12 protein-coding genes and 3 pseudogenes are annotated in these 17877 nt (G+C 51.0%); 10 read left to right on the forward strand and 5 right to left on the reverse strand.

Translation table 11 applies throughout. The annotated features are described in order from the left end of the window. Positions 1-65: 65 nt before the first annotated feature. Together Q9451_RS22375 and Q9451_RS22380 are read left to right on the forward strand one after the other, a co-directional pair. Positions 66-347: a hypothetical protein gene (locus Q9451_RS22375; protein WP_192440632.1), complete on the forward strand. Its 282-nt coding sequence runs from the start codon at positions 66-68 to the stop codon at positions 345-347. Positions 348-404: 57 nt separating this feature from the next. Further along, complete coding sequence (locus Q9451_RS22380) at positions 405-698, forward strand: hypothetical protein (protein WP_345960782.1); 294 nt, start codon at positions 405-407, stop codon at positions 696-698. A gap of 129 nt (positions 699-827) precedes the next feature. Here the strand turns inward: Q9451_RS22380 and Q9451_RS22385 are convergent, their stop codons facing one another. The 3 genes from Q9451_RS22385 to Q9451_RS22395 form a co-directional block, all read right to left on the reverse strand. Further along, entirely contained in the window at positions 828-2189 is a 1362-nt protein-coding gene (locus tag Q9451_RS22385) for a deoxyguanosinetriphosphate triphosphohydrolase (protein WP_345960783.1), read from the reverse strand. Between the two features lie 76 nt (positions 2190-2265). Next, entirely contained in the window at positions 2266-2682 is a 417-nt protein-coding gene (locus tag Q9451_RS22390; protein ID WP_345960784.1) for a hypothetical protein, read from the reverse strand. Further along, entirely contained in the window at positions 2679-3422 is a 744-nt protein-coding gene (locus Q9451_RS22395; protein ID WP_345960785.1) for a ParA family protein, read from the reverse strand. Before Q9451_RS22395 ends, Q9451_RS22390 begins: the two co-directional genes overlap by 4 nt. Positions 3423-3970: 548 nt before the next feature. On the opposite strand from Q9451_RS22395, the pseudogene Q9451_RS22400 reads away from it, so the two are divergent. From Q9451_RS22400 to Q9451_RS22410, 3 genes and pseudogenes are all read left to right on the forward strand, one after another. Continuing rightward, positions 3971-4681: pseudogene (locus tag Q9451_RS22400) on the forward strand (deoxyguanosinetriphosphate triphosphohydrolase); the annotation flags it as partial. Between the two features lie 283 nt (positions 4682-4964). Next, complete coding sequence (locus tag Q9451_RS22405; protein ID WP_012271309.1) at positions 4965-5582, forward strand: response regulator transcription factor; 618 nt, start codon at positions 4965-4967, stop codon at positions 5580-5582. An 8-nt stretch (positions 5583-5590) separates the two neighbouring features. Next, positions 5591-7903: pseudogene (locus Q9451_RS22410) on the forward strand (transporter substrate-binding domain-containing protein); the annotation flags it as partial. A gap of 148 nt (positions 7904-8051) precedes the next feature. Here the strand turns inward: Q9451_RS22410 and Q9451_RS22415 are convergent. Continuing rightward, the gene (locus Q9451_RS22415; protein ID WP_014003920.1) at positions 8052-9032 is read right to left on the reverse strand and encodes an IS5-like element ISPa41 family transposase; all 981 of its coding nucleotides are present in this window, start codon (positions 9030-9032) and stop codon (positions 8052-8054) included. Positions 9033-9443: 411 nt separating this feature from the next. Here Q9451_RS22415 and Q9451_RS22420 point away from each other — a divergent pair, with 411 nt between their 5' ends. From Q9451_RS22420 to Q9451_RS22430, 3 genes are read left to right on the forward strand one after another with little or no spacing between them, the layout of a single operon-like run. After that, positions 9444-11705, forward strand: coding sequence for a hypothetical protein (locus Q9451_RS22420; protein WP_012271307.1), 2262 nt, complete (start codon positions 9444-9446; stop codon positions 11703-11705). Further along, on the forward strand, positions 11698-13950 hold the full coding sequence (locus Q9451_RS22425; RefSeq protein WP_012271306.1) for a hypothetical protein: 2253 nt from the start codon (positions 11698-11700) through the stop codon (positions 13948-13950). Before Q9451_RS22420 ends, Q9451_RS22425 begins: the two co-directional genes overlap by 8 nt. Next, a complete protein-coding gene (locus Q9451_RS22430; protein WP_012271305.1) occupies positions 13950-14474 on the forward strand; it encodes a hypothetical protein in 525 nt (174 codons plus the stop codon). The genes Q9451_RS22425 and Q9451_RS22430 overlap by 1 nt, the downstream gene beginning before the upstream one ends. A gap of 32 nt (positions 14475-14506) precedes the next feature. Here the strand turns inward: Q9451_RS22430 and Q9451_RS22435 are convergent. After that, positions 14507-15669 (reverse strand): IS3 family transposase gene (locus Q9451_RS22435; RefSeq protein WP_176704564.1). Its coding sequence is split into 2 segments (ribosomal slippage): positions 14507-15414 and positions 15414-15669, totalling 1164 coding nucleotides; the frame shifts between segments, so codons are not numbered across the junction. A 324-nt stretch (positions 15670-15993) separates the two neighbouring features. Between Q9451_RS22435 and Q9451_RS22440 the strand changes: the two are divergent. Continuing rightward, positions 15994-17316 (forward strand): annotated as a pseudogene (locus Q9451_RS22440) (ATP-binding protein); the annotation flags it as partial. A gap of 41 nt (positions 17317-17357) precedes the next feature. Then, positions 17358-17702, forward strand: coding sequence for a YggL family protein (locus Q9451_RS22445; protein ID WP_003248695.1), 345 nt, complete (start codon positions 17358-17360; stop codon positions 17700-17702). The last annotated feature ends 175 nt before the right edge of the window (positions 17703-17877 follow it).

Here is a 17877-nt window from a genome sequence, read left to right on the forward strand (position 1 = left end):
TCACTTGCATCATTGACGAATATTTGTTACGTGAGACAATGAAATAACAAACACCCACAAAAACAATGAACAAAGACAAAGTAATTGAGCTAAGAGTTATCTTGCAATTCAAGAACCTTCTAGCATTGAAACTTAAAGAATTGAATGCACCAGCACACGCTGTTAAGTCGATTAACGAAGAATTACAGAGCCATTTGGACGAGTACAAAGGGCTTGATAGCCCTTTGGTTCAGTTCAGCTTGAACCACGCCAAAAGAACAAGGTACGGGATTGATATTAGCTATGAAGCAGCGACAAGGCTTCATCACTTCACAGAAAACAAGCTTGAATATTATCTCATCGACTGAACGTCAAACACTACTGAGATTAGGAGCAATAAACAATTAAACAACGAAGGTAAAAATATGGGAAAAGCAAAACAGGTCGAACAAATGATAGTCAAGAAATTTGAGCAAGTATTACATGATAGGTTTAAGGAATTGAACCTTAGCCAGAAAGGGCTGGATGCTTTTCCTGTAATCTACAATATGCAAATACAAGAAATCCAAAATATGCATTGCAGAATTAAAAAGCTGTTTGTAGTGGATGTTGTTCAATCACCAGTTAAAACCGCTATTCAGTATCAGATAGTGACAGATAGGGGGCCATACTGGTATGAAATAGGTTTGAAGCTCATACCAATGCACACGCTTCACTGAGTAAGACCTAAGCTCCGATGGGGTTTTATTTTGCAATCAAGACATAAAATCAAAAGCTTCTGGTGAATAAAAGCAAGAGCAAAGAAAATAAAAAACCCCAGCAAAGGGGTTTCTTCATGACCTACACCATCACCGCTCTATGCCCATGCCATTGAATTGACGAGCAAGATGCATGGCGTAGTTATCAGTCATACCGCTCACGTAGTCCAAGACTTGCATTATTGCTGCATAGTCCTTGGAGACGCCCACAGAAGCGTTTAGAGCCGCTAGGTCAAGGCCCAGCAGGTCAACTACACGTTTGGTCTTTGAATCAGCTACACCGCCGTTTCTGGCGTAGATGAGAGCCGCTGAACAGCTCACGTTCAACAAGGTGGAAATGGTGCTGTATGCCCCTATTTCAAGCTCAACCTTGCGTGGGTGTTGAAAGATTTCGTCTCGGGCAAGTGCTTTGGCTGCATTCACACAATCACGAACGTTCTTGCTACACAGCTCAAAGATTCCGAGTGCCTGACCAGACATGATTTCATTGTGGTTGCTCATGAACGCTGCAGCACCAGCATCTACAAATGCTGAAATGACTTTGCCCCGCACCATCGACAACCGGCGACCAACCTTCATACCTTGAATCTCTTTGACCAGTTGGTTCTTTTGGTGGTCATCGAGAACAAGACACAAAATTTCAAAAACCTTGTCCCACTCAAGGATTCCCATTTCTACACCATCTTCTAAATCAAGGATGGCGTAGCAGAAGTCATCAGAGACTTCCATAAGGTTAGCCAGTGGATGGCGGCACCGCCAACCATCACCCAGCTTCAACAAGCCAGTTGCATCAGCTACTTCATCGAACAAGGCCAATTCAGAGCAATAAACACCATATTTATTCTTTATGGGCCTTTGCTGATTCATCGCATCACCAGCCATCCAAGGATACTTAATGAAAGCCCCTAGTGACGCATAGGTCAGCCGCATTCCACCATCATAGGGATGATATTCTGATGTGGTTAAAACCCTGAACCCTTGGGCATTCCCTTCAAATCTACGAAGGTCGGTAGCTTCATTGAATGGCAGATGTTCAATCATCTTGGCTCCAACATCATTGGAGAACCAGTGACGAATAGCTTCTTCACCCGTATGACCAAAAGGAGGGTTGCCAATATCATGAGCTAGACAAGCTGTCTGTACGATATCACCAATGTCAGAAGCTGAAATTGATTCTGGAATAAGTCTTTCATTTAGTAGTTCTTGCCCTACCCTCACACCAAGCGTTCTACCCACACAAGCGACTTCTAAGCTATGTGTGAGGCGATTATGAACGTGGTCATTAGTAGCGAGTGGGTGAACCTGTGTTTTGCGTGCAAGGCGTCTAAAAGCCCCTGAGAAGATGACCTTATCATGGTCAGAATGGAAGGGTGAACGTCCTATCTCTGATTTTGGTGGACGACCACCGAGGCGAGTATTATTCAGCAATTTATCCCAACTCATGCTGCTCATAATCACCCCTTCCATATTCATCAATCAGACAATATAGCCAAAAACAAGCCTTTTATCAAGACAACAAAAAACCCCATTAAGGGGCTTTTGGTTTTTTGTTCTTTCTGTATTTCGTATCATAATGCTCATCAATGGCTGAACCTACGACCTTGGAGAAAGGAACCTCCATGAAGAAACCTTCTTCAAATTTCTTCTTCATGATTTCAATTTTCAAGTGGGTTACTGCATCAATGCTGATAGAAATCTTCTTGTGCTTACCTGCTTTCTTCTTGCCGCTCTCAATATCTTTCAATTCTTTCAAGAGAGCTTCAAGGCTACCAGCATCAGCTTGAACTTCAACTTCAGATTCTGGTTCAGGTGCTATGAATTTCTCAACTACTGTCAAAGCAACTGGTTCTTCTTCTGTAAGCTTTCCACCTGCTAATGCAAGGTCAACGAAATCATCAGGATTTAGACCTTGTTCTTCTGCTTTCTTTTTCCATAAGTTACTCATGCTGCCACCTCAATGTTAGTAATGAATTTGTCTTGAATCTCACCAAGCAATGCAGTGTATTCAAGTGTTGGGTCAAGGGTTTTTCCTTGGGCTATTTCAAATATTGTTCTGCCTTCACTCATTTGGTCATACAAACTAGGCTTATGTGAAACACAGGTTTGGCAAATAAAAATTTCAGCTTCTTCTGATGTTGTTTCGTATTTCGCCAACAACTCATCAAGTATTGCCTGAACATTGGCTTTGTGCTTTCTGATTTGTGCGGTGTTCTTTTTCTCTACCATATTAAAGACAATGAACACTTTCATGTCAGGGTTATTTGACTTCGCTAATGCCACTTTTTCAAGCAATGGAACCAGCTTATTCACGACAAAACCGGAAGCATTTACAGGAATAATCAAAATATCAGCAAAGGTCATCGCCTCACGGCTTGCTGGTGTATCAGCACCGGGTGTATCTACAGTGATGAAGTCATGCTTGTCAGCAACCTTACTAACATGAGCAATCAATGCTGTTTTCTTACCAATGTATTCTGGAGTTCCAAAGCCGAGTTCAACACGAGCATCCATCCATTCCACAGATGTTTCTTGTGCATCAGCATCAACAAAATGGCCTACCAAGCCAGTCATTTGCTGAATGGCGAAGTGAATGTTTAAGCTCATTGTTGACTTACCAACACCCCCTTTATCATTGTGAATTACGATTGCCTTTTGAAAGAATGATTGCTTATTGATTGTTAACATTATGTATCTCCTTTTGTGTTTGTTTGTATATCTATTGTTTTAACATTTAATAAACATAAATCAAGCCCCAACTTCCTACTATTCCTACCCAGTCATACCTTTCCTACCGATTTTTTGCTTTATTCTCAACAAAACAACCTTTAGAAATAATTTGTACTTTTTGCCCATTTCTTTGTTTTCTTTCCTACCGGGTCATACCATTCCTACCGTTCTTACCTTTCTTACCAATCGCACCGGGTAGCACTATTCCTACCCTTCCCACCATTCCTACCCATCGCACCCGGTAAGAGCTTTCCTACCCTTCCTACTGGTCTTACTATTCCTACCCAGTAGGAGGCTTCACAGCGTCGCATTGGTCATACCGTTCCTACTGGTGCGAACGTTCCTACCAGTCATACCGTTCCTACCGGGCCGCTCTAACGCAGCACTTGTAGGCCAACACCTATGACACACACGAAAATCACCACAAAACGCAGCTTTACCAAAAACCCCAATGAAATCAGGCTCTTAGGGTTGGATTATTTGGTTGTCAAATCACCAGTAGCAGGCTACCCCTGCTCGAGCAGATAGCCCGCAAGCTCGGCCTGCCCCAACTGGAGCACCAGCGCTGGGCGCGCCACCCACTGGTTTACCTGATGGAAGCTGCCGATGACATCTGTTACGCGCTGATCGACCTGGAAGACGGCCTGGAAATGGAGCTGCTGCAATACGCCGAAGTCGAAGCGCTGTTGCTCGACCTGGTCGGCGAAGACCTGCCGGAAACCTACCGCCAGCTCGGCCCGCGCGACTCCCGCAGACGCAAGCTGGCAATCCTGCGCGGCAAGGCCATCGAACACCTGACCAACGCCGCAGCCCACGCCTTCGTCGAACAGCAGCAGGCGTTGCTGGCCGGGCGACTGCCGGGTGACCTGGTCGAGCATATGCACGGCCCGGCCAAGCGCTGCGTGCTGCAGGCCAAGGACATGGCACGCAACAAAATCTTCCAGGACAAGCGTAAGACCCTGCACGAAATCGGCGCCTACACCACCCTGGAAATACTGCTGAACACCTTCTGCGGTGCGGCACTCGAACAGCACGGAGGGCGCACGCCATCGTTCAAGAGCCGCCGGGTGCTGGACCTGATCGGCAACAACGCACCAGACCCGCACGCCTCGTTGCACAGCGCCTTCCTGCGCATGATCGACTTTATCGCCGGCATGACCGACAGCTACGCCAGTGAAATGGCGCGGGAAATGACCGGGCGCTCCAGCCCGACCTGAACCACGTCGGTGCAGCCTGGGCTCGGCCCAGCGCTGCTCCGCGTGTTGCAGGAAACTTCCTACGCATGCTGGCTGCAAACTAAACACCACGTATAAATATCAATGAAAAGTTACTAAGTGCGCTTTGACATTGCGTTAAGCATGCCTATTTCGTAGCCCGTTTTGTTTTATCTTGTAAGCCATTTCCCATATGGCGCTAACAGCCCTTCCTCCCATGCCAGACGACTTCCAACTGCGATAAGGTGCCACCTGTCACCGTCAATCGACCGCAGGGAAGTTGAACATGCACTCCATATTTATTGTTGACGACCACCCGGTCATCCGCCTGGCCGTCCGTATGCTGCTGGAAAACCAGAACTACAAAATTGTCGGCGAGTCGGACAATGGCGTAGACGCCATGCAGATGATCCGCGAGAGCAACCCCGACCTGGTCATCCTCGACATCAGCATTCCCAAGCTAGACGGCCTGGAGGTGCTTTCCCGGTTTCAGTCCATGGCCCTGCCCTTGAAGGTGCTGGTATTGACTGCACAATCCCCGGCATTGTTTGCCGTACGCTGCATGCACTCGGGTGCCGCAGGTTACGTGTGCAAGCAGGAAGACCTGAGTGAACTGCTCAGTGCTATCAAAGCCGTACTGGCCGGTTATAACTATTTCCCCAGCCAGGCCATTAAGCACAACCAGGTGATCGATACCGACTTGCAACTTTTTCGCCAGGTAAATGACCGTGAATTGATGGTACTGCAACTTTTCGCTCAAGGCCGCAGCAACAAGGAAATCGCCAAGGGCATGTTTCTCAGCAGCAAGACCGTCAGCACCTACAAGAAGCGCCTCATGCACAAGCTACAGGTCAACACGCTGGTCGACTTGATCGAGATGGCCAAGCGCAATGCGCTGGTCTGAGAGTGGTCATGACCTGCGCGCTCGCCCGCCTGTTGCTCGCGCTGCTGCTGTTCAGCGGTGGGACACAGGCTGCCCATCTTGAAGCCTCGTCCTTTACGTTGCTGGCACGCACATCGTCCGCCCCGGCTCAGCCCCGGCTCACGACCGAACAACGGCAATGGCTGGAAGGTCGTCAGGAACTGGTGCTGGGTACCTCGGCCCCCGACTATCCGCCGTTTGACATCACCAGTGGCGGCCATGATTACCAGGGCCTGACCGCCGACTACGCCAGCCTGATCGGCAAGGCCCTGCAGTTGCCGGTACGGGTGCTGCGCTTCTCCAGCCGACAGGCTGCGGTAGAGGCGCTCAGAAACGGCGATATCGACCTGCTGGGCAGTGCCAATGGGTACGAGGCGGACAATGACGCCCTGGCGCTGTCACACCCCTATGCCATCGATCAACCGGTACTGGTAACGCGTGAAGACGAAAACTGGGCGCTGGACCTGGACCTGACCGGCATGCGCCTGGGCATGCTCTACCACTACCTGCCCAGACAGGAAGTGCTCAGCGCCTACCCCAAGGCAGAGCTGCTGGCCTTTGGTTCTTCCAGCCAGGCATTGAACGCCGTGGCGTTCGGCCAGGCCGACGTGTTCATCGGTGACACCATCTCCACGCACTACCTGCTCAACCGCGGCCACCTGCCACGCCTGCGCATGGCCAACTTCAGCAAGCATGAGGCCATCGGCTTCGGCTTTGCCCTGCGCCAGCAGGATACCCTGCTGTTGGACCTGGTGAACGCCGTCCTCGACAACCAGCCCCCAGCCCTGCGCGCCAGCATCTTCAAACGCTGGAGCGCCGGCAGCGACCTACTGTTGACCGACCGCAACCTGCAGTTGAGCGAAAGCGAGGAACAATGGTTGCAGGATCACCCGGTGATGCGTGTGGTCATCGACGACACAGCTGCCCCGCTATCCTATTTCGACGACGCGGGGCATTTTCGCGGCATCACCGCCGACCTGCTGGAGCTCATTCGCCTGCGCACTGGTTTGCGTTTCGAAGTACAGCGCGCCAGCGGCATCGCCGACATGATCGCTCGCCTGAAGGATGGCCGGGCGGATGTGATTGCTGCATTGGCTACCACGGAGGTGGGCGAGGACAACCTCCAACTAAGCCGTCCCTACCTGGAAAGCACCTATGTGCTGGTCAGTTGCAAGGACAATCCGGCCTTCAATTCGCTGGATCAACTGCAAGGTCATCGCATCGCCATCGCCCGCTACAGCGCCATGGACGCCATGCTGTCGCGGCACTATCCGCAGGTCGGCTGGGTCGAGACCGAAAGCGCGTTCTACTCGATGGCGTTACTCAACAGCGGTGCCGTAGATGCGGTGATCACCACCCTGATAGATGCTAACCACGCCTTGGCCAGCAACCCCGAACTGGTGATCCGCACCTCGATCGGTAGCGAACCGGCCAATTTCGCGATGGCCACCACTGCCCAGTCACCTGCGTTGGTGTCGATCCTCGACAAGGCCCTGCTGAGCATCTCACCGGAGGAGCTGGGGGTAATCAACAACCGCTGGAGCGGCTTTGGCCGACATGAAGATAACAACGTCAGGGACTATAGCCAGCTTGCCCTGCAGGTGGTGCTGGGCACGGCCCTGCTTCTGCTGCTGGCCTTGCTCTGGAACGCTCGCCTGCGCCTGCAGATTCGCCAGCGTCAGCATGCCGAGCGTGCGCTGAACGACCAGCTGGCATTCATGCGTGCCCTGCTTAACGGCACCCCCCACCCGATGTATGTGCGTGACCGCGAGGGGTGCCTGAAAAGTTGTAACTACAGCTACCTCGAAGCCGTGCAGGCCAGCTCTGATCAGGTTATCGGCAAACAGCTGGACTGCAGCCTGTTCGCCGATAGCGAGCAGACTCGGCAGATCCAGGCTGATCACCTGGAAGTCATGGCCGCGGGCTCACCGCTGATCAAGGACCGTCCACTACGGATCAAGGGTCGGGAACTGACCATCTACCACTGGATCTTGCCGTACCGCGACTCCCTGGGTGAAGTGCAGGGCATCATCGGCGGCTGGATAGACATCAGCGATCGCCGCCAACTGGTCATGGATCTGCGCCAGGCCAAGCAGCAGGCGGACGATGCCAACCGCGCCAAAAGCACGTTTCTGGCCACCATCAGCCACGAAATTCGCACCCCGATGAACGCCGTCATCGGCATGCTCGAGCTGGCAGTCAAGCGTGCCGACCAGGGCCGGGTGGACCGCAGCGCGCTGGAGCTGGCACACCATTCGGCCAAGGACCTGCTGGGCCTGATCGGCGATATTCTGGATATGGTAAGTTTTGCTTTTTACCTACCTAAGGATGCTCCGATCAACTTGTCGTGCAGCCGCGGCAAGTTGCAATTTTCCAGGCACCTACAGCGTCATTGGACGAAAAGTGACCGAAAAATCATGTACGGAGAGCTTTTTCGACCGGTTCTCCGTGTTAAACGCGAACCTCACCCATACCCATGAGCTGTTTTCGAACCCTCCACAGGTTTGCCAGGGCGAACAGCGTGGTCAACTGAGCCGTGTTTTTCATCAGCCCACGAAAACGTACTTTCACGTAACCAAACTGCCGCTTGATCACGCGAAACGGATGCTCGACCTTGGCCCGTGTCTGAGCCTTGCAGAACTCGATCTTGCGCTTGGCTTTGTACAGTACGCTGCGCTGGTTCAGCTTGGAATAGGTGCTGCGACGCGCTGCAATCTGCCAGATCACCCCCCGATTTTCATGCTCTTCGCGCCTTTCGACACCGGTGTAACCGGCATCTGCATACACGGCGTTTTCTTCGCCATGCAGCAGTTCAGCCACCTGCGTGACATCGGCCACATTGGCAGCGGTGCCATGGACGTGATGCACCAGGCCGGACTCGACATCGGCACCGATGTGCGCCTTCATCCCGAAGAAATACTGACCGCCTTTCTTGGTCTGGTGCATCTCGGGATCACGCTTGCCTTCTTTATTCTTGGTCGAGCTGGGGGCATGAATAATGGTGGCATCGACGATGGTGCCTTGGCGCAGCGACAGGCCTTTTTCCTGCAGATAACCATTGATGACCGCAAGGATTGCCGGTGCGAGCTGATGCTTCTCCAGCAAGTGCCGGAAGTTCATGATCGTGGTGTCTTCGGGGATTGGCGCGCTCAGCGTCAGGCGTGCGAACTGGCGCATGGGCGTGATTTCGTAGAGCGCTTCTTCCATGGCCGGGTCGCTCAGGGAGAACCAGTTCTGCAACAGATGGATGCGCAGCATGGTTTCCAGAGGATAGGGTTTTCTACCGCCGCCGGCCTTGGGGTAGAACGGTTCGATCAGCTCCAGCAGGCCTGCCCAGGGCACCACCTGATCCATTTCGGCGAGGAAGCGCTCTCGGCGGGTTTGCTTGCGCTTGCCGGCGTACTCAAAGTCGGAAAAGCTCATCTGGCTCATGGGCGGCTCGGATCAGGTGTTGCGGGGATTCTCGCATAACTGAAGGCTTGTTCGGAGATTCCCTAATCATCACCCTCTCAGCCCGCGGATTCTGCGGCTCTTGCTAGAAAAATTATTTTGACGATCATCAATACGCACTAACCTTTGCACTTTATTAATTGATGTCACAAATCAAAAATAACACCTAGATTTTGAAACACTATCCCGCAAAGCCAACAAACACCGCTCATTCCTCACAAGAAGAAAAAAACAAAAAACGTAATTACAAAAAACAATCACACAAAACAAACAATAATAAATCACTTAACAACTAGCCATGCAATTCACAAACCAACTTTAGAACAAATAAAATCATTGACTTCTATACCGATAAGCTTTTGAATTTTCTGACCCTGCTGTCGGACCTCGGCCATGCTCGCCACCTACAACATCAATGAGTACCCACTCTTGGCCATTGAGCCAGGAATGCAACAAGAGCTTTTCAACGTTGCTGAAAACGATAACGACTCGTTGAGAGCAATAAAATATGCAAACGCATACCTCCACATTACAGGCTTCAAACTAGAAGCTATTCACACCCCAGAAGACATCGACACCATACTTTATGGATTTGAAGGATTTTTAATCAAGAACACTGAGCTTTTAAAAATTGTCGTCGCGCGCCTTTACAACAGAGCCCGAAAGTTACTTGCTGAAGTATCCGGTTTAAAAATAAATACCGCTAACAACGGCAAGAAAATTAGACTAGAAGAACGCCAGAGCACAAGCGTAAAATTTTGGGAATTCATTCCAAAATCGTTATCAACACTTAAATATTACTCGGGCTGGCATGCATCTGCTCGAAACGGAAAAAAGCAATTTATCAATCTAATCCCTTTCTATTTGTGCTATGGCGAAAAGTTAACTAGTTATTTATTGACATTGGTAGAGGACGAATGTCTTCGTTACTCTCACAGCGCCGTCAAACAGCGGTCTATGCACATGAGGAGAATAATACCCCTCCTCTGCAAGCTCTATCCTACACGCAGCGATCTATCAACCCTGCAATCAGGAAGAAAGGTAAACGAGTTCGTAGAAATACTTTTTGCACAATGGAAGTCCGAAGTAATTGTCAAGGAATATAGCTTGGAGGTTTTCTATAAAGAATGGCCGCAGGCTCTCATTACCATGGAAAATATATTTCTTGGCACCGCGATAATGGCCGAACCTCACTATCCATTATTTTGCCCAACCTACAAATCGTCACCCCACACAGATAAAACAAAGACTCTGTATGATAAAGCGCTCATGGATATCCCGCTCACAGTATCCGACGATGACGCTTTTAAAGCTTTCTCTGCTGGCATTGACGGAGACATACAATATGTCCAGGACTGCTGCAACGAAGCATGCTTAAATGCAATTCGCGATCATGAAGCGACACTGCACAAGGCAGCAAACGGCAGAGTGATTGATAGTTTTGCAAACCTAGAGGCCGGAAAAGACTTCACACCGTCAGATATATGCCGCACGTGGATCGAATACACTTACAACATCGCGGACACTGGAATATTTGAGGCCATAAGTCCGACAGAGGTGAGAAACATAATAAATCCGCTTGGTGCCTATACTCTGCTCCCCTTTATGTTTTTGCTAGTACGCCATCATCCTTTCATTACGCCTTCATGGCTACTCGGATTCGAGCTTTTCGACGTGAATGGTAGACAGGTCAATTACACTCAAGCTGGAGATGATTGGATCGCGATCGGATATAAACCGCGCGCTAAGGGCCATGAAGAACAAAGAGTCGTTTTAACTAGCGCTACTAAAGCTGCATTTGACCAAATAATCGCTATCACTAAGCCTGCGAGAGACCACCTCAAAACGATAGGAGACGACAGCTACAGAAAGCTATTTCTAAGTGGAGGTAGAAACTTTGGCACACCTACTGCAATTGAAAACCTTCCCCGCCTTTCGAGCGAGGAAAATAGTATTCCACTCGCAGCGACTATTTTGAAGAATGCTAATTGCGCAGCGCAAGAAGCTCGTGCGCAGCGCATATTAATGAATTTAACGCTGCGAAGCCTCAGGGCCACACTTGCGATTCAAACTTACGTCAGAACATTAAGCAGGCGCGCTGTAACTATAGAATTAAGACATGCCGATCGTAGTAAACATCTTGTAGATGTTTACATCCCCGACACCCTTCTACATTTTATGATGGAGAGATGGGTTCGCTTATTCTATAACGCGATCCTTTATGAGGCAATGAAGGACAGCCCATACCTGTTAGCCTCGTTGGACTTCAATACTCAAGAAGAGCTTAATGAGTTCCTGAAAATCCATAAAGACAACTACGTTATTGTTGGCAAGAATTCACCAACTTCGGCCCCTTTCAATCCAGCCACTATTGGCGAAACTGCTGACCGTATGTATATAGAGTTAAACCTTGATAAGGTTGAGGTTTTACTGTGCATTTATGAGCTTGCAAACTCAGCGCTGCAAGCGGGTAGATGCATCACACCTGTTGCTGAAAAATGGTTTGCCGTCGCCACTTTAATTCATCAAGCAGTGCACCTCTATCGCGAGGGGCTACTGCAAGGCTACTGTTCTCGAAGCGTACTCACACTATTCTCAAAAGCGAACCCGACCCCACAACTACAAGAGAAGCTGAAAGGAGTTATACATGCATGAAATCATTCCAGATCTTTTCGATCGCTATAAGCTGTTGGGCTATGAGTTTAACGGCAGCAATCCATACCAACAAGCTCTGGAACTGAGAGACCACTTATTCTCATCAATGCCGGCAGGAAGCCCGATCACCAAACCTTATTGGTTTGCTCCAGGCACCGAGTTCAATCATGCACAATGGAGACTGTTGATTGAGACCAAGAAAGGGCCCTCCCTCAAAAGAACAATCGACTTTGACATTAAACTCTACGATGGCTCTAATTTACTTGACCCAAAGAACGAAAACTTACTCAATACGATCCGCCTGCTGATTGCGTATCGTGTTCACAATCGGTTTACAGGTGGCCAAGTATTCGCACCAGAATACGCATATCAAACACTAACAAGGACGCTCCAAATAGCTGACTGGATGCTCCTTAACGGCGAGCGCTTCCGAATTTGCGAGCAAGGGCTTTCTCAATTGAGCGCAAATAGCATCTATCATCTACTGAATGAAATAACCATTCTGCCTACAAGCGAAGCAGTGTATAACTATTCGTCAAAATTGACCGACTGGATCAGACAACACCTGCATTTGGTCAGCGAACACGAGATTGCTGAGGCCGCCAGTGATAACGACTTCATTCTCGACTTTGAGACCGTTGATCGAGAACTTAATCTAACGGACCACGAACTGATCAGATCACGCGTCCTTTTTCTAAAACTTGGCTATTATGAAAAAGTTAACGGATCTCTGCTTTTGCGACCCCAGCCAATACTGAATGAAATATATTCAGGAACATTGAACGGAAAGTCCATTAGGCCGCTTCATTTTGGCGAACTGAATATCGGCGAGTCGTCATATGACGCAGAATACCCATCTGTTGAAGTAAAGCGCAATGAAAAGGAAGGCCCATCTCATAGAACATTGAACAGCTACATCCAAACATTCAGAACACTTTCCATAATCGAGGAATGCGAAACCGGCGCCGATAACAATATGCTTCAAAGCCTCACATTACAGCGCGTTATCGCGGGAAAAGAGTTTATGCAGCCCATGCGCTACAGAACTGCTCCGATTGAAGTAACGCTGCAAGCGATTAGGTGCAGCTTGGAATTTCTATTCGAAAATACTGACTGGGTACTTGATGCTGTTTATAGGGTTATCGAAGCTAAATCCAATCAGACGATGGACTCAATTAGCCTTAACGATTTCGTGCTGGGCATGACGCCAAAGCATCCTATCGCATGCGGAATTCGCTATTGGTCAGTACAACGTTCGAACCCCGAGTTTTACAACCTCCTGCGGGCGAATTCAACGCTTGCTGAGCTGTATCAAGTATTGATCGGCTCTGTACAAATTGTAACCGGCGCAGTGATGGCTAGGCGCCGAGATGAAATTACCTATCTGGACAGCAAAATCTGCTTGGAGCCGCGAACAGATCCCTCTCTCCCCGAAAATGCTAATACTCACTACTACCTGGTATTCGATGCAGCGAAACTCGGCGCAGCAGGTCGGCGAGAACAGTTGAAGCGACCTCTCCCCCGAGTGGTAGCTTTATTTATTTGGAAACTAAAGGAATTTAACCGCCGAGTGGACGCGGTGATAACCAATAAAGTCAGTACGCTCTTCAGGGGCATAAGCAGAATCAATGCCGCTGTCACCGAGGGCGGACGTTTCACCCATTACAACACAGTGAACCTTGCATGCGATTACTTCCAACTCCCCACCATCATGGATGACGGAGTGGAGAAACGCTATTACATCCGGCAGCATCAACTTCGCCGCTTTTATGCTATCGCCTTCTTTTGGGGTACTGATAATCCTGAGTTTGAAACACTTAGCTATATGCTCGGGCACTCAGATGCCAAGCTTTTTTACCACTACGTCACTGAACACGTGACGGGACGCATTCTACAGGAAGCCAAGGCGAACCGAATTCAAGCAAGTCTCAAAGCAGGTAGGCGAGACATCGAGGGTCTGGACGAGCTAATCCAAAAGCTTCGTAAAGATTTCAATACTAAGCAGATCCACATCAAAACATACAATGAGGTTTTTAACAGCCTTACCCCTATGCACGAAGACAAGCTTATTGAAACCCAACCTGGCTTCGATGAATACCTCTCGACTTACACATGCGAAGGCCAGATCCTTGACTATCTTACAGATGGAAAAATCACTCTTGAACCAGATTTCTTTGAGGTGGTAGGAGCAGACGGCCAGGTGATTTCGAAGTTCAACTTAGTATTGAAAGTAAAGGACATTTAATGGCAATCTCAATCACGAGCGTTGAAATCGCAGTCCGAAAGATGGAGTTCCTGAAGGAACTATACCGCACGCGCATTACTGATGGAGATGGGAAGATCATTGAGGGAGTTAAATCTCAAGCGTCATTCGCCGCATTTGAATATCCTGAGCTTTTGCTTCATAGGATTTCACTAAACAACCTCAAAGCCACCGCCGATGTAGCATTAGATGGCGGCTTCTTAGCTATGGATTCCTTGCGCAAGGAGATTCACAGCCAATTGACGGCACCTAAAGAGGTTAGCCCTATACCTAGAAGCGATTCAAAAGCTGAGCTGTTAAAGGGAAAGTCACACCTAGAGCAACAGATACGCATTCTTCGTGAAAACAACATGAAGTTAACATACATGATTCGTGAAGTCTTAGATCGATATAGGACTGTTGCTTTCGCCCCCCCTGATTCAATCAGAGCGCGATACGCTACAGATGCCTCCGAAATCCACTCAATGCTGGCCGGCCTTGGCATTATAGCTCTGGATTTACAATGACACGGCATACCCCTAAGGTTGTTCTGTAGTGGTCAACTAATCCCGGACACAGTTTTGAGTTTTTCCTCAGCTTTGGCCGGAGCCAGCCCATCGTTGAACTGATGGGGTCTTATCCAGTTGTAATGATCCATCAGGTACTGGCTAATGTCTCGCTGAGCTTGCTGTCCGGTCAGGTAGCCCGTGACCGGTATCCACTCTGTTTTCAAGCTGCGAAACACCCGCTCCATCGGCGCATTATCCCAGCAGTTGCCTCGGCGGCTCATGCTCTGGCGCATGCGGTAGCGCCACAATCGCTGGCGGAACTGACGGCTACCATATTGCGATCCCTGATCGGAGTGAAACAGCAGCCCTTGGGGCTTTCCACGTTGTTCGTACGCCACGTCCAGCGCCCTGATGACCAACTCTGCATCCGGTCTTTCTGACAAAGCCCAGCCCACCACGCGCCGCGCATAGAGATCGAGGACAACCGCCAGATAGTGCCATTTACCCTGCGCCCAAATGTAAGTGATGTCGCCACACCAGACCTGATTTGGCGCGTCGACATCAAACGCTCGGTTCAACACATTCGGAATGTCCGGCCGCTCCACCGTTGCTTTCTTGTAAGCGTGTGACCCTGGCTGCTTGCTGACCAGCGACAGCTCACGCATCAGGCTGCGCACCTTGAATCGTCCGATTTTCTCGCCTTCATCTTGCAGCATTAACTTGATGCTGCGGCTGCCGGGTGCACCTCGACCTTGTGTGAATAGCTCATTCACTCGACTGCGCAACTTCAGGCGCTCAACGTCAGGCGTCCGCCTTTTGTGGCGATGCGCGTAATAAGTTGAGCGAGTGATTTCAAACACTTCGCACAGGAAATCAACGGGTTCATGGGCGCTAAGCTGACGGATCAGCGTATGCGCTCGAGATCTTCCGACATCAAGAGCGCGGTAGCCTTTTTTAGTATCGATTTCTCGCGCTCCAGGCGCGTGATCCGAGCTTCCAACTCTTGGATTTTTTGCTGCTCTGGCGTCAACGCTTGGCTGGTCGGCGTGATGCCGCCACGCTCCTGCTGAAGCTGGTTGACCCAACGGCGCAGGGCCGACTCGACCAAACCGAGCGAGCGGGCTGCTTCAGCATGGCTGTAGCCTTGGTCGAGCACCAGGCAGGCAGCTTCGCGCTTGAACTCAGGGGTAAAGGTACGACGTTGCTTGGTCATCAGACACCTCTCTGTGGCGAGCATTCTCGCCTAAATGGGTGTCCGGTTTCATTAGACCACTACAGTCCCAGCTTTGATGGGGTAACAAAAAAACCTTCACACACCCTCACACATTAACAAAACTCTGGATGTCTACTGGGGAAAACGTGAGGGTATATGGTGGGGCGGGGTTGGAGGGGGTGATCTTCACTCCACTTCCTCTGTACTGCACCTTGTAGAGGTGGTGGTTTAACTACAGGAGTGAGGGGAAGGAAAGCATTAGTAAAGGGTAAAGGTCTGTGGTCGTTGACGATCTGAAGGTTGATTTGGGGTAAAAATCAAAACGTACGGATCGAGTCCGGGCACTTGTCCCTGGCCCCGGAGGCGGTCGACCTGGCGGCCTTGATCGAATCGGTGGGGCGCATTTTCGATGGCCAGGCGCGGCAAAAAGGCCTGGTCCTGGAAGTGATGATCGCGCCGGCCGCACGTTGCCACGTTCTGCTTGACCCCCTGCGCTTCAAGCAGGTGCTGTCCAACCTGGTGAGCAACGCCATAAAGTTCACCGAGCACGGCCAGGTGCGTATTTGCGTCGACCTGCTGAACGAGGGCGCTGACACGCCAGCAACGCTGGAGCTTGAAGTGCGCGACAGTGGCATCGGCATCCACGCCGACGACCTGCAGCGCCTGTTCAACCCGTTCATTCAGGCCAACCCGCACAGCCAGGGCGCCCGTGCAGGTACCGGGCTGGGCCTGGCCATCTGCCGCAACCTGTGCGACATGATGGGCGCCAACCTGTCCATCAAGAGCCTGGAAGATGTCGGCACCCAGGTGCGGCTGAAGATGCCATTGCTACGGGTCGATGGCGCCGTGCTGCCGGCACCGTTGCCCGAGCACCTCGATGTCCCCGACCCACGGCTGAACGTGCTGGTGATCGATGATCACCCGGCCAACCTGCAGCTGATGGCGCAACAGCTTGCCTACCTGGGCCTGGAACACAGCAGCGCCCGCGATGGCCGCGAGGGCCTGGCCACCTGGCGAGCGGGCGAATTCGATGTCGTGGTACTCGACTGCAACATGCCGCACATGAACGGTTACCAACTGGCGACGGCCGTGCGTACCGAAGAACGCCATGGCAAGCGGCCACGCTGCACCATCCTTGGCTATACCGCCAACGCACAGCCGGAAGTACGCCGCAAGTGCCTGAGCGCAGGCATGGACGACTGCCTGCTCAAGCCCATCAGCTTGAGCACCCTCAGCCAGCGACTGGCGGGTATTCGCCCTCGCCGCCAACACCGCCCCCGACGCAAGCTGTACCAGCTGGACGGCCTGGCCGCCGTGGTAGGGCCTGACCCACTCGAGCGCCAGCGCTTCCTGCTGGCCTTGCAGCAGAGCCTGCAGGCCGACCTCGCCAGCTTGATGATGCTGCATCCGCAACATGACAGCGGCGCGATCACCGAGCATGCCCACAAGGTGCTGAGCGCCGCGCGCATGCTGAAAGCCCCTTACCTGATGGCGGCCTGCGAAGCGCTTGAAGCCGCTGGTTTGCCCACTGCCCAGGTGCGCTTGCGGCGCCAGGCACTGGCACGGCATATGTGCCGCGTGGAACGTGCGCTGACCAAGGAGTTGGCCACAAGCACAGATACTCAGGCAGGCAGCCAAGCGTGTTAACTGGTAGACTGCGCGGCGTTATTACCTAAGAGGATTGTTTCATGGCCACAAACCGCTCCCGTCGTCTGCGCAAGAAGCTGTGTGTCGACGAGTTTCAGGAATTGGGCTTCGAGCTGAACCTGGAATTCAAGGAAGATCTGGATGACCAGGCAATCGATGCTTTCCTCGACGCGTTCCTGGAAGAAGCCATGGACGCCAACGGCCTGGATTATGTAGGCGGTGACGATTTCGGCCTGGTTTGCTCGGTCAAACGTGGCTCGGTCAGCGAAGAACAGCGTGCTGCCGTTGAAGCCTGGCTCAAAGGCCGTAGCGAACTGACCAAGATCGAAGTCAGCCCGCTGCTGGACGCCTGGTACCCGGAAAAGCCGATCAACAAGGCTGAGTGAGACTTGTCAGCTTCGTGCTGAAAGGTTGATTGCTGAAAAGGCCACCCCCCGAGGTGGCCTTTTTATTGGCGATGCTTTTCCGTCGAACGTGGCGCATCGACGCTGCGCTTGGGGCATAATGCGTATTCTTTACGTCGTGGGGCCATCATCTCTTACAGCCCCAAAGCCCTTTTCC

It is taken from the genome of Pseudomonas sp. NY8896 (genome assembly GCF_039634505.1).

Coding starts and splice junctions, on each gene's coding strand:
- Q9451_RS22375 (WP_192440632.1), top strand. CDS start 66: ATGAACAAAGACAAAGTAATTGAGCTAAGAGTTATCTTGCAATTCAAG.
- Q9451_RS22380 (WP_345960782.1), top strand. CDS start 405: ATGGGAAAAGCAAAACAGGTCGAACAAATGATAGTCAAGAAATTTGAG.
- Q9451_RS22385 (WP_345960783.1), bottom strand. CDS start 2,189: ATGAGCAGCATGAGTTGGGATAAATTGCTGAATAATACTCGCCTCGGT.
- Q9451_RS22390 (WP_345960784.1), bottom strand. CDS start 2,682: ATGAGTAACTTATGGAAAAAGAAAGCAGAAGAACAAGGTCTAAATCCT.
- Q9451_RS22395 (WP_345960785.1), bottom strand. CDS start 3,422: ATGTTAACAATCAATAAGCAATCATTCTTTCAAAAGGCAATCGTAATT.
- Q9451_RS22405 (WP_012271309.1), top strand. CDS start 4,965: ATGCACTCCATATTTATTGTTGACGACCACCCGGTCATCCGCCTGGCC.
- Q9451_RS22415 (WP_014003920.1), bottom strand. CDS start 9,032: ATGAGCCAGATGAGCTTTTCCGACTTTGAGTACGCCGGCAAGCGCAAG.
- Q9451_RS22420 (WP_012271307.1), top strand. CDS start 9,444: ATGCTCGCCACCTACAACATCAATGAGTACCCACTCTTGGCCATTGAG.
- Q9451_RS22425 (WP_012271306.1), top strand. CDS start 11,698: ATGCATGAAATCATTCCAGATCTTTTCGATCGCTATAAGCTGTTGGGC.
- Q9451_RS22430 (WP_012271305.1), top strand. CDS start 13,950: ATGGCAATCTCAATCACGAGCGTTGAAATCGCAGTCCGAAAGATGGAG.
- Q9451_RS22445 (WP_003248695.1), top strand. CDS start 17,358: ATGGCCACAAACCGCTCCCGTCGTCTGCGCAAGAAGCTGTGTGTCGAC.